This is a genomic window from Bacillus sp. 5w2 (assembly GCF_054353775.1).
Genome location: NZ_JBTIWT010000008.1, coordinates 108166 through 119816, shown reverse-complemented (window position 1 = coordinate 119816; position 11651 = coordinate 108166). Strand labels below are relative to the sequence as shown.

At 36.4% G+C, this 11651-nt stretch carries 17 protein-coding genes and 1 pseudogene; 10 read left to right on the top strand and 8 right to left on the bottom strand.

Going from position 1 to position 11651, the window contains the following annotated elements; translation table 11 throughout:
- The first annotated feature begins 155 nt into the window (after positions 1-155).
- From ACXY7N_RS15800 to dnaB, 6 genes and pseudogenes are all read left to right on the top strand, one after another.
- Positions 156-494, top strand: a complete 339-nt coding sequence (locus ACXY7N_RS15800; protein WP_016133776.1) for a DUF4870 domain-containing protein — start codon at positions 156-158, stop codon at positions 492-494.
- Between the two features lie 3 nt (positions 495-497).
- Complete coding sequence (locus ACXY7N_RS15795; RefSeq protein WP_016133777.1) at positions 498-749, top strand: hypothetical protein; 252 nt, start codon at positions 498-500, stop codon at positions 747-749.
- A gap of 8 nt (positions 750-757) precedes the next feature.
- Complete coding sequence (locus ACXY7N_RS15790; RefSeq protein WP_016133778.1) at positions 758-1501, top strand: MerR family transcriptional regulator; 744 nt, start codon at positions 758-760, stop codon at positions 1499-1501.
- Positions 1502-1554: 53 nt separating this feature from the next.
- Positions 1555-1695, top strand: a pseudogene (locus ACXY7N_RS15785) (nucleoside triphosphate pyrophosphohydrolase); the annotation flags it as partial.
- A gap of 199 nt (positions 1696-1894) precedes the next feature.
- On the top strand, positions 1895-2755 hold the full coding sequence (locus tag ACXY7N_RS15780) for a DnaD domain-containing protein (protein ID WP_016133780.1): 861 nt from the start codon (positions 1895-1897) through the stop codon (positions 2753-2755).
- A complete protein-coding gene (gene dnaB, locus ACXY7N_RS15775; RefSeq protein ID WP_016133781.1) occupies positions 2752-4038 on the top strand; it encodes a replicative DNA helicase in 1287 nt (428 codons plus the stop codon). The genes ACXY7N_RS15780 and dnaB overlap by 4 nt, the downstream gene beginning before the upstream one ends.
- A 96-nt stretch (positions 4039-4134) precedes the next feature.
- Here dnaB and ACXY7N_RS15770 read toward each other — a convergent pair whose 3' ends face one another.
- Positions 4135-4920, bottom strand: a complete 786-nt coding sequence (locus ACXY7N_RS15770; RefSeq protein ID WP_016089082.1) for a TrmB family transcriptional regulator — start codon at positions 4918-4920, stop codon at positions 4135-4137.
- A gap of 263 nt (positions 4921-5183) precedes the next feature.
- Here ACXY7N_RS15770 and ACXY7N_RS15765 point away from each other — a divergent pair, with 263 nt between their 5' ends.
- Positions 5184-5951: a TSUP family transporter gene (locus ACXY7N_RS15765; RefSeq protein ID WP_016133782.1), complete on the top strand. Its 768-nt coding sequence runs from the start codon at positions 5184-5186 to the stop codon at positions 5949-5951.
- 199 nt (positions 5952-6150) lie between these two features.
- On the opposite strand, the gene ACXY7N_RS15760 is transcribed toward ACXY7N_RS15765, so the two are convergent.
- Positions 6151-7038 (bottom strand): DMT family transporter, encoded by an 888-nt coding sequence (locus ACXY7N_RS15760; RefSeq protein ID WP_016133783.1) that lies wholly within the window; start codon positions 7036-7038, stop codon positions 6151-6153.
- Positions 7039-7337: 299 nt separating this feature from the next.
- Here ACXY7N_RS15760 and ACXY7N_RS15755 point away from each other — a divergent pair, with 299 nt between their 5' ends.
- The gene (locus tag ACXY7N_RS15755) at positions 7338-7493 is read left to right on the top strand and encodes a hypothetical protein (protein ID WP_016136571.1); all 156 of its coding nucleotides are present in this window, start codon (positions 7338-7340) and stop codon (positions 7491-7493) included.
- Between the two features lie 148 nt (positions 7494-7641).
- Here the strand turns inward: ACXY7N_RS15755 and ACXY7N_RS15750 are convergent, their stop codons facing one another.
- From ACXY7N_RS15750 to ACXY7N_RS15740, 3 genes are read right to left on the bottom strand one after another with little or no spacing between them, the layout of a single operon-like run.
- A complete protein-coding gene (locus tag ACXY7N_RS15750) occupies positions 7642-8169 on the bottom strand; it encodes a permease (RefSeq protein WP_016089079.1) in 528 nt (175 codons plus the stop codon).
- The gene (locus ACXY7N_RS15745) at positions 8166-8648 is read right to left on the bottom strand and encodes a hypothetical protein (RefSeq protein WP_353811458.1); all 483 of its coding nucleotides are present in this window, start codon (positions 8646-8648) and stop codon (positions 8166-8168) included. The genes ACXY7N_RS15750 and ACXY7N_RS15745 overlap by 4 nt, the downstream gene beginning before the upstream one ends.
- Positions 8641-8982, bottom strand: a complete 342-nt coding sequence (locus ACXY7N_RS15740; RefSeq protein ID WP_098413117.1) for a PadR family transcriptional regulator — start codon at positions 8980-8982, stop codon at positions 8641-8643. The genes ACXY7N_RS15745 and ACXY7N_RS15740 overlap by 8 nt, the downstream gene beginning before the upstream one ends.
- A 233-nt stretch (positions 8983-9215) precedes the next feature.
- On the opposite strand from ACXY7N_RS15740, the gene ACXY7N_RS15735 reads away from it, so the two are divergent.
- Entirely contained in the window at positions 9216-9383 is a 168-nt protein-coding gene (locus ACXY7N_RS15735; RefSeq protein WP_016089077.1) for a hypothetical protein, read from the top strand.
- A gap of 63 nt (positions 9384-9446) precedes the next feature.
- Here ACXY7N_RS15735 and ACXY7N_RS15730 read toward each other — a convergent pair whose 3' ends face one another.
- Together ACXY7N_RS15730 and ACXY7N_RS15725 are read right to left on the bottom strand one after the other, a co-directional pair.
- Positions 9447-9920, bottom strand: a complete 474-nt coding sequence (locus ACXY7N_RS15730) for a hypothetical protein (RefSeq protein WP_016089076.1) — start codon at positions 9918-9920, stop codon at positions 9447-9449.
- 223 nt (positions 9921-10143) lie between these two features.
- Positions 10144-10269, bottom strand: a complete 126-nt coding sequence (locus ACXY7N_RS15725; RefSeq protein ID WP_000540377.1) for a YjcZ family sporulation protein — start codon at positions 10267-10269, stop codon at positions 10144-10146.
- Between the two features lie 199 nt (positions 10270-10468).
- Here ACXY7N_RS15725 and ACXY7N_RS15720 point away from each other — a divergent pair, with 199 nt between their 5' ends.
- On the top strand, positions 10469-10714 hold the full coding sequence (locus ACXY7N_RS15720) for a hypothetical protein (RefSeq protein WP_016089075.1): 246 nt from the start codon (positions 10469-10471) through the stop codon (positions 10712-10714).
- 717 nt (positions 10715-11431) lie between these two features.
- Here ACXY7N_RS15720 and ACXY7N_RS15715 read toward each other — a convergent pair.
- On the bottom strand, positions 11432-11647 hold the full coding sequence (locus ACXY7N_RS15715) for a bacteriocin immunity protein (RefSeq protein ID WP_016089074.1): 216 nt from the start codon (positions 11645-11647) through the stop codon (positions 11432-11434).
- Positions 11648-11651: the final 4 nt, after the last annotated feature.

The following is an 11651-nucleotide window of genomic DNA, read 5'->3' as shown; positions in this document are numbered from 1 at the left end:
ATCAGTTTTTATGAGATAAATAGACACAGTGGGGTATGTAAGATGTTTCATTGTGTCTATTTTTTCAGAACTAATTATAGTTTCTTTCTTGCACCTCCCCCAACGTCATCCCCTAACCTAAAGAAGGCAAATCAAAAAGGGGGGCAAAACCACTCATGAAAACCACCACAAAAGAAAAAAGAAACACCATCATCATGTTACTACTCTCAGCCGCAATAGGAATCTTTTCACCACTACTCATGTACATTACATTGGCACGGAAAAATGAGGTGTACAAATATCATTGCCGAAAGGCGTTCAACTTTCATTTATTAATCTTTCTTCTATTTAATATTAGTTCACGTATTAGTGATGTTTTGTTTTGGATTGTATTTGCCTTTGAGGTCGTTCAAGTAATTATTGTTGCGTGGAAAGTAATACGCGATGAACCATATCGTTATTTCATTCTAATTCCGTTCTTTAAAGAAGATAAGTACACGGTGGAAGGAGAATAGGTGATGAAACAAGAAGTGGAGATAAGGGGAAAGCGAATTTTTATTATGATTGCAGTGTTGTTTATTGCGATTTATATCGTTTTACGAAATAGAAAGTATGAGTACTTTTATGATGGTATTAATGAGTATGAAAATCGTTATAGAGGGAATGGTCCCCTTGTATTGCTTGTTGTAGGTTTGTTTCAATATTGTAGGCAGAATGAGATGAGTTTTTCTCATATGCTCCAGTATGTGACAGAGAAGTTAGCGGAGTAGGTGATGATATGGCGTGGATGATTAGTGAGTTTGCAAGTGTTGGGGATGTTACGGTGCGGACGCTTCGTTATTATGACAAAATTAATTTATTAAAGCCAAGTGATTATACTGAGGGTGGGCATCGATTATATACGAAAGATGATTTGTATGTGCTACAGCAAATTCAATCGTTTAAGCATCTCGGTTTTTCACTTGGGGAAATTCAAAATATTATATTGCAGCGTGATATAGAGACGGAAGAATTTTTAAGGCAAATGCATTTTCAAAGGGAATTGCTTTTGGCAGAGCAAGAAAGAATTGCGAAGGTACTTTCGCATATGGATGAGATGACGAAGAAGTTTCAAAAGGAAGAACAAGTGGATATCGCTTTGTTTTCTTCATTTTTGCAAACTTTTATATGGGAGAAAGAAAATAAGGAATGGTTAGAGGAACATTTTTCAAAAGAGAGTGTTCGAGCGTTTTATAATAATAAGGAACTAAAAGAAAAATTTGATCGGCGATTTATGGATGTGATAGGGAAATTAAAAAAGTATAAGGAAGAAGAGAAGGATCCGGGTCATCATGACGTTCAAGTTAGCTTGAAAGAATTTTTCAATTTAATAGAAGAGGTAACGAATTATCTTGATACACCTCAAAGTGATATAGAGGATATAATTAATCAATCGAGCTTTCCACTATCCAAATTCCCAGCTCTCTTCACAACTGAAGAAGAAAACTATATAAAAGAAGCAATGAAGCAGTTTAACAACTAGTTAAACTGCTTTTCCATTATAATAGAAGAAAAAACTAAACGGAGGAAAACCCCATGCCAACCTACAACAAACTAATCCGAAACAAAATCCCACAAATCATAAAAGCTAACGGAAAAACACCCACAACAAGAACCCTATCCGAAGAAGAATACATAAAAGAAATCTGCAAAAAAACAGAAGAAGAACTAACCGATAATTAACCCCTCATAAGCCCCTTACAAGCCCCTACCAAGTAATAAATCACTAAGAAAAAACATAACAAAACAAAAACACCAACAAACACCGTAGTAGGAGTCGAAAAAAATTTTGAAATAACACGCCAAAAACCCTGCCATCCTCCCATATATATTATGAAGAGGTTTTCACTTTTGAACGGAGACGGGAGGAATTAGGATGGCGGTGTATCGTAATGTGCAGGTGAATTTTTGGCAGGATGATTTTGTTTTGGATTTGACGCCGGAGGAGCGGTATTTTTATGTGTATTTGTTGACTTGTTCGAAGACGACGCAGTGCGGGATTTTTCCTTTTCCGAAGCGGTTAGCTGAGATGGAGACGGGTTATAATCGGGAGACTGTCGATAAGCTTGTGCAGCGCTTTGTTGATTATGGAAAGATTCTTTATGATGCGGATACTCGGGAGTTATTTGTTTTAAATTGGCTTCGTTATAATCCTGTGACGAATACGAATGTGGAGAAGTGTGTGTTTCGTGAGCTTAAGGGTGTGAAGAATAAGGAGTTTGTACATATGTTTCTTCAGAAATGCGTAGAGGAGGAGCTGAATGTTCCGATGCTGTTAGCGCATTTCGGTATGCCAGGTGATTTGGCTGTGGATGATGCCGATCCGATTTGTGAGGAGGCAGAGGAAGAAGAGGTTGTAGAGGAGGAAACGGGAAGTCGCGTGTTTTCTTTTTATGAGCAACATTTTGGTAGTTTGTCTCCGCATACGGTGGAGGAATTGAGTGCGTGGATGGAAGATTTGTCAGAGGAGCTTGTGCTAAAGGCTCTTCAAATTGCGTTTGAGAATAATAAGCGGACGGTTGCTTATGTGAAGGGGATTTTGAGAGGGTGGCACGGGAAAGGGTTTACGAAAGTGTGTGAGGTTGAGGCGGATACGGCTCAGTTTCGGAAGAAGGAGTCGTCTGTTAGTACGGGGGAGACGGAGGAGTTTTTGGCGAGGTGTGAGGAGTGGGAGAAGAGTGCGCCGTCTGAGGAAGAGTTGCAGCGCTTTTTAGCGGAGCGCGGGTGGCGGCCATGAGTATTCAAAATGTGGAGGCGGAGAAGACTGTGTTAGGTTCTCTATTACTTGATGGAGAGCTTATTAAGGAGTGCCGTTTGACGGAGCAGTATTTTTCGATGCCGGTGCATAAGTCTATATTTCAGTTAATGCGAAAAATGGAAGAAGAGGGGCAAGCGATTGATCTTGTGACGTTCACTTCTAGGATAGATCCGAAATTTTTGCAGGGAATCGGGGGAATGGAGTATTTTATCGGGTTAATGGATGGTGTGCCTACTACTAGCAACTTCTCTTATTATGAGGGGCTTGTTCGAGGTGCCTGGAAAATGTATCAGGCTGGTGTTCTCGGGCACAAGATGGGAGAGCGTCTTATTGCGGAGAAGAATGAGAAAATTATTGGTGAGACGATTACGGCACTTTGCGAGTTAGAGGAAAAGGACTGTGTATGTGAGTTTGATTTGAAGGATGCGTTAGTTGATTTATATGAAGAGCTTCATCAAGATGCGAAAGAGATTACTGGTATTGAGACTGGTTATATATCGCTAAATAAAATGACGTGCGGATTGCAGGAAGGTGATTTTGTCGTTCTTGGTGCGCGTCCTTCTATGGGGAAGACTGCGTTTGCGCTAAATGTTGGACTGCATGCGGCGAAGTCTGGAGCGGCGGTTGGATTGTGTTCATTAGAGATGAGTAGTAAGCAATTGTTAAAAAGAATGGCTTCTTGCGTAGGCGAGGTGTCAGGAGGCAGACTGAAAAATCCGAAGCATCGTTTTGCAATGGAAGACTGGGAGAAGGTGAGTCAGGCGTTTGCGGAGATTGGTGAGTTGCCGCTTGAGATTTACGACAATGCAGGAGTTACGGTGCAAGATATTTGGATGCAAACTCGTAAGTTAAAGAGGAAGCACGGTGATAAAAAGATTTTAATTATTGTAGATTACTTGCAGCTTATTACGGGCGATCCGAAGCATAAGGGCAATCGATTTCAAGAGATTAGTGAGATTTCGCGTAAGCTTAAGGTATTAGCACGTGAATTACATGTTTGTGTAGTAGCGTTGTCGCAATTGTCTCGTTCCGTAGAGTCACGTCAAGATAAGCGCCCTCTTTTATCTGATTTAAGAGAGACGGGACAAATTGAGCAAGATGCGGATGTCATTATGCTTATGTATCGAGAGGATTATTATGATAAGGAGACGATGCAGAAAGAGATGACGGAGATTCATGTGGCGAAGCATCGGAATGGACCTGTGGGTAGTTTTAAACTGCGATTTTTGAAGGAGTTTGGGCGGTTTGTGGAGGAGAAATAGTGAAAAGGATCGAGTATCGCTTTGCAAATAAAATAAAGCATAAGTGTTCCATTTCATTAACTTATGCTTTATTTTTTGATTCTTTCAATATGTTTCTTATTTTCCCATAAAGAAAGATCTTCTCTCTGCAGTAATCCATTGCTGCAAATCATCTTGGCTACGTCGGACAAGTCGATTTACTAAAACATCATGCCATACATAATCCTCTAATAGGTATATATGAACGGGGTCATCTGTATAAAAAGCAATATTACGCTCTTCAAGTGATGGTCCATAAATCATCTCTTTAGAATCTATCGATAAAATGAACCAATGTTCTGTAGATAAGGTTTCTGTATAAGGTGTTATACGATGGGCTTCTAGATTTTTGATGGGATTTTCAACATGCAGGGTAATACCTTGTATTGTAACTTTATCAGCTACTTCAGATAGATCCTCTTCTAACGCTTCATACATCTCATCCCACATTGAAATGACAATACGTTGTTCTGCTTTTTTTATTAATGCCTGACAATAGCTAATGATTGTTTTATTGTCTTTTAACGTAATCACTCGATTATCCGTTTTTTCCTCGGAAGTTTCTAGTTTTTTTAATGAATCACTGATTCCTTCATAAGTAGACTGCCATTCTGATTGAGCCTTTTGTAAAAAGACTTCAACCGGTAGAGGTGAATAGCGAGTGGTGTCATTTATTTCTTCCTTCATGACAATTCCTTTTTCTACAAGGTTACCCAAAATCTCATAAATTCGCGCTCTTGGGACACCCGAATCCTTACTCACTTGGTAGGCTGTGACAGGCCCTTGTTTAACAAGAGATACATAAGATTTAGCTTCATATTCATTAAAACCCATTTTTTTAAGCTGTTGCACTATGTAATCCACTTTTTTCGTCCTCCGATGTTTGCTTTTATCCCGCTTTAACGGGCAGTAAGACCCCCACCTCAAAATTCAGCGGAAGCAAAGAAGTTAGGTGGGGGATCAACTGCCCGTAAAAGCCCGATTGGTTCAACTAATAATCAGTGGGGGATGAACAAAACCCCCCACTGATTAAAGTTTCACTTTATATTTCAACGTTACAATAACTGTTTACATTTAGCAAATTATTAGTTACTATTCTGATAGTCACTAAAGGGGAGGTTAATAACATGGATTTTTATTTAGACCCATCCGTATTAATGATTTTGATTGCTTTTGGATTTTTAGCTGCATTTATTGATTCAGTTGTAGGTGGTGGTGGACTCATTGCCTTACCTGCTTTATTATTTACAGGATTGAATCCAGCAAGTGCAGTAGCTACGAATAAACTAGCGTCGACAATGGGGTGTGCAACTAGTAATATTGTGTTTTATCGTTCTGGTAATCTTGATTTGAAATCGGCGTTTAAATTAGTTCCACTCACTTTCATAGGTTCCATAATAGGGGCATGGACCGTCCATTTAATGAACCCAGAAGTACTGAAGCCATTGATGCTGATCATGCTTGGTGCGGTGGCTATTTATACGATATTCAAAAAGGATTGGGGTAGTATTTCCACTCATAAGAAATTGTCTGGTCGACACGTCATTATTTTTACTTTTTTTGTTTTTACTATTGGTTTTTATGATGGATTTCTAGGTCCTGGAACAGGTTCGTTTTTAATGTTTTCTCTTTTATTTATCGGGTATGATTTTTTAAAAGCAGCAGGTAATGCGAAGCTTCTTAATTTAGGAAGTAATGTTGGGGCATTGTTGATGTTTATGTATGTAGGGCAAGTAAACTATGCGTATGGTTTTATAATGGGGATTGCTCAAATTGCTGGAGGGATTGTTGGTTCCCAATTTGCTATAAAAAAAGGAAGTGGGTATGTTCGTGCTCTTTTCATTACAGTAACTTGTTTATTGTTAGCGAAAAATCTGTATGACTTTATTCAGTAAGTAATCAAAGAACGTAGAAAAGGTCAAATATGTAAACTACATCAAGTATAAGAAGATACTAAGGAGAAATTCCTTTTAACATTTTTTCGATGCTACCTTGTTTGAAGATAGCATCGAAAAAGAAAATCTAAGTGAAGAGCATGAAAATAATATAAACTCATATTTTTCTAGGGTATGTTTATTGATCATAGTGAAATGTTTACTCTATATTCTTCTTATAATTAGGCCTCAACAAACTCTTAAAATCCAACTCAGCAATCAACACACTTACTAATATAAGTGTCGCCCCTAAGTATCCTTTTCCAGTAAGTGTTTCACCCGTGAAAACGAAAGCAAAGCCTGCGGAAAAGACAGGTTCTAATGAAAAGATAAGTCCGGTATGTGTGGGCGTCGTGTATTGCTGGGCAATTACTTGCACGATGAATGCGACTGCGGTGCAAAATATGCTTAAGGCTAAGATGATGAGCCATGAGTTGGTTGTGCTAGGCAGCTTTGGTGTTTCTATAATGAATGAAAAAATAAGACTAAATAGGCCGACGAAACCGAGTTGTATGACTCCAAGTGCAATGGAATTTACATGTTTCGTTACGCTTCCAGTAATGATGACGTGGATCGCATAAAATAGGGCAGACAGTATGCAAAATATATCGCCATTACCGATTTTGAATTCGCTCGTTAATGTTAATAAACCAATTCCTATTATCGTTAAAATGATTCCTACTATAACTTTCTTTTCAGGAATGTGTTTTAAAAATATAGCTGATAATATTGGAATGAAAATGACTGTGAGACATAATAAGAAACCAGCATTAGAAACACTTGTATACTTTGTACCGAAAGTCGCGAAAATGTAAACGATAAATAAAACAGAAGCCAGTATAAATGCATATTTTACAGTTTTAAAATCAACTTTGAATAAATGTTTGTAAAATATTAAACCTGATAAAAGAAAGGCAATAATAAATCGTAATGCGATTAAATTATATTCTTCTATGCCATCAAGTCCAAGCTTTGTAAGTAGGATGGATGCACCCCAAAAGAATGTAACTAGTAGTAGCATTAAATCCGCTTTTAATTGTAGTTTCATTTCTATTCCCTCGTTATGTATAAAATTTTAAATCCCATACCCCTATCCCCATTTTTTATTTTAATATTAATTCTGAATATTTGAAATAGAAATTTATCGACGTTTTTTTTCATAACAATTGGGAAGTAATAGCATGTATATAAAAAGCCCAGTTTAGAAGGGCTTTTTTACTATGTAAAATTTCATTTGTTTTGTTTACATAATATCTTTACAATCATTTGATAAAACAAAGTCAACTGCATATTGTGAGGGTGGATGGTTATCCCTTCTTTCTATTCGGAAGGAAAGGAGGTGATAATATGGAGTTTTTGATTGATCTTGTAAAAGAGTTTCTGAAAGCGACTGTGCGCGAAGTTTCAGCGTATTTTTTGCGGAAGCAACTTCTAGATAAGGACAACAAAAAACCCACTCCGCGCCGTAGGAAGCAGAAGGGTGGGTTTCGTAAAAAGAAATAACTTATAATAACTACCACCCTATACGGTAGCAGTTAGGGAAGAGATGTTAGCGCATCTCTTCTTTTATTATATGCCATTTTATTTGATGTCATACTTATATAGTATTCTACCGAAAATATATCATATTCCTATTTTATGGTCAATTTGATTACATTTCCTCCGTAACATCATACCGAAGCAACTGTCCCTGATCATAAAACCTTTCAAAAATAAGCCCCATTACATAGAAAAATACGAGACCGAAACCAACATGAATAAGTGTAAAAGTAGCGCCAAATGAAGAAAATTCATACACGAGAATTGGCAATTTTGCAGTTGTCCAAACGCCTAAGAAAAATACGATGTACCGAATGCTGGCGCCTTTTTTTAATAGTAGTGCTGCCATTGGGAAGGCAACGTAGAGAGGGCCAGCTGCAATTCCGCCTAATAATAAAGAGAATAAGATTCCATATATGCCGGACTTTTCTCCCATATATTTCATGAGCGTTTCTTTCTTCACCCATTGATCAAGTAATCCTACAAATACTAGGACAGGGGGGAGTAGAAACAACATATCTAAAATGCTATTCCCCGTTAATTGTAATGCGCTCCATCCTAAAGATTGATTTATAAAAGTTAAGACAAAGAGCCCCAGTAATAAAATGAAAAAGAAGCGATATTTTTTTAGTTCCTTCATACCATCACCACCCAAATGATATAGGAGAATAGGAGTGACATGAGTAATGCAGATGCATTACGTGCGTAAGCAAAACTTCGTCCGAATATTTTTTGTTCCATCGGCAATGTTGTAATTCCTACTGACATAAATGTAGACATGAGTGCCGCAACTTGAGGTAGACCTGCGCCGTGTTGTAATAGCGTATTACCAAGTGGGAACACGACGAAGCTTGGAATAAGTGCAACGGAGCCGAGTATCGCTGAATAAATAATACCTAACAATCCAGACTGTTCTCCAATGATAGAAGAGATGAAGGACGGTGTTAATATAGAAAGCGATAAGCCAACGAAAAGCATGATGGAAAGCATGGCGGGTAGAAGATTGCGAAACATTTTCCATGACTTACATAGAGCTTCTTTCGTTTTCGTACGATCCTTCATAAAAGAAATCCCCGTAAGAATAATGGCTAAAGTGTAAAGGATCACGCCATTAATCATGATCAGATTCCTTTAAGTCTTTATATTTATCTAAGAAAAAGGATAAGTTCTTCATTTTTTCTTCAATATCCATTTGGAAATCTGCCAATTGTTCCTTTCCAGCAGGTGTAATTTTGTACATCTTTCTCGGTTTGTCTTGATGATCTGTACTTACGTAAGATTCAATTGAACCTTCGTTTTCTAATTTTTTTAGTGTGCGATATAAAATGGCGCTATCGATTGGATTGACTGGAAGTTCTTCTTCGCACTTTTGCAATAATTGCCCACCATAGTTATCCCCCTCAGCTAAAAATAACAAAAGAAATGCACCTGTATGTCTTCCTGTATGTTTCATGAATAGACCTCCTAGAATGAATTAGGATTTATACTGTTAATGACAGTATACTGTTGTTAACAGTATATGGTGCATGAAGTGTTATGTCAATTTGTAATGTTACATGTACTGAAAACGGTGTAAGAAAACTTGCTACGAGCAAAGCACAAATGGAAACTAAAATAAAGGAAGGGTAGGATATTTAAAATGAAGTGTACAACAGAATTGGTATGAGGGTTATTGGATGTACATCTATGGCCGCACTTCATGCAACAGGGGCAATAGCGCTTATAATAAAAATGATAGGTAAACAAGAAATAGAAATACTTCTTTATCTGGTGAAATTCTATCTAATTGTTTATTCTCAACGACTAGGATTTCCAAATACACAAGAAGGTTATGGATTAATCCAATTCAAATAAATAAAAAAGGCACCTTAGTATGCCTTTTTTATTACCACACTATGATATGTAGTTAATAATAAACTAATAAATTTCTTCATTTCTCTCTTCATTGGCAAACATGGTTTTTCTAATATTAAATGTTATGATCGCAAGTATAGAAATAATAATAATATTAGTGAGCTGACTGAAAAACTCATTATTTAATAACTGCGGTAAATTTCCTATCAAGATAATACAGATTGTTGTATATACTAAAAATGTTCCAATCCAAGAAATAATGTAATTAATAAATGCGGCTATTCTAGGGAAGTTAATAACTAGATAATTTAAAACAATGTAATATAGAACACAAGAAAGGATAAAAAATATAATATCCCAAAAATAAACGGCATACCCACTTGCTATGTTTACCGATATGAGTTTATGTAATGAATAAGCAGTGAATCCTCCTAAAAATAAAAAATCAACTAACACAGCTACGGTTCTACTAACCATTTTAGAAATCTTATAAAGGATAAATAATAAGAATAACAGTATAGGTAATATTAGTATCATTATTTTTTCACCTCCAATTTATTTATATAAAATAATTATAACAAATATAGAAAAATTAACCATATGAATAGGGAGAATTTTTATAATTATCAATCATATTAGGATGCCGTATTTAGGTGGAAAAATACGAAAGGTTCTTATCCGTCTGTTCCACATTCTACAGAAGATAGGAGCTGTACATCCAAAAACACAAAAAAAAAGACACTCTCAAGAGTGCCTCCCCTTAGCAGCCGAATCCGCCGCCCCAACAACTAGCTCCAACGATGATTAATAAAATAAAGAGTACAACAAGTAAAGCAAATCCGCCGCCGAAACCACAGCCTCCACCACAACTACCGCCATAGCCCATATTAACTCCTCCTTCCATAAAGACCATTAATTAATGGATTTAATTTACTTTATGTTTTTACGGATAAACTTGAGCAGGTCCTTTTGAAAAATAAAAGATACTTGGGATTTTATAAGAGTTGACAACCTTATTTTGTCACCGGTATTGGGTCGTTTACATATTGTATTTTATTCTGTGTATTGGGGGAAGGAGGATCTGTATGGCTAATTCTGAAATGATTTTACGCTTACTTACGGATTTAAAGATTGAACAGCAAGCTTTAAAAGAGCAGTTGGAAAAAATACAAACAGCTGTGACTACTCTTGAAGAAAAATCAGCGATTGTGGAAGAGAAACCAAAGACTATTGAAGAAAAATCAGCTGTTGCTGCTGCAAAGCAAAGAGCTTATTCTGGACGCCCAACATCTTTTCGTGATTGGAGAGCATCTTCGCAAAAAAATTCATAAAAATATAAGAAAAGAAGACATCAATTATGATGTCTTCTTTTGCTTGTACAATCCAAATGCGATAAGAAGGTATATATCATATTGCTTTAAAAATAAGAAGAAAATAACGATTGTCGACTCCTGTTTTAGTATAGCATGTAATGATGAAATTTTTTATGTAATATTGCATATATATAGATTATATAATTTTAATCGTATATATTTTAGTTGTCTGTTATTTTTTTAATTCATTTACTTATATTATTTTTGGAGCGCCCCAGTGATGGGGCCTTTTTTTATAATTGTGTTAAAGCGGAAACCCCTCAAGCATAAGGAGGGGTTACATGACTAGGAAAATGGTTATTGGTGTTTAATGAGGTGAAGACCTGAATGTTGCTTCTGAATTTCTTCTAAATGGATTACTATTTGTTTTTAAACTGTTCCCCATAAGTGATAAACCATGCCGATAACAAAAAATGCTAGTCCTACAAACAAAACAATTAAAGCAAGCATTCCGTTTTTATTATGTTCCATACAGTCAGCTCCTTTTTTTATGTACATACAAAAAGCCCTTAGTCGTAATTATGGCTAAAGGTTCCATTTCTCATACTTTTTAGTTTTTAAAGAAAAGGTACCTTATGGTGTCTTTTCTTTAAGGGGCATGGTAACGATTAGATGTTCTGGTTACAAAATAAAACAGGCTCCATAAAGGAGCGACCTTATTACGGACATAGTATTCTACTTTTTTCTTTCTTTGTAATTCAATGCAATCTCTACTATTTCTTCAGGTGTTAAGTCTCTAAAATCCCAAAAGATTAAGTCACTTGGAGCTGGGTGGGGTACATTCTCTTTTAAGATATCAATATACTTACTACCTAACTCATCTGGCAATTTAGGATCACATATTTGCTCTACAAGTTTAATAAGCTCTTCTTTAGTCATTTTACTATTCATGTTA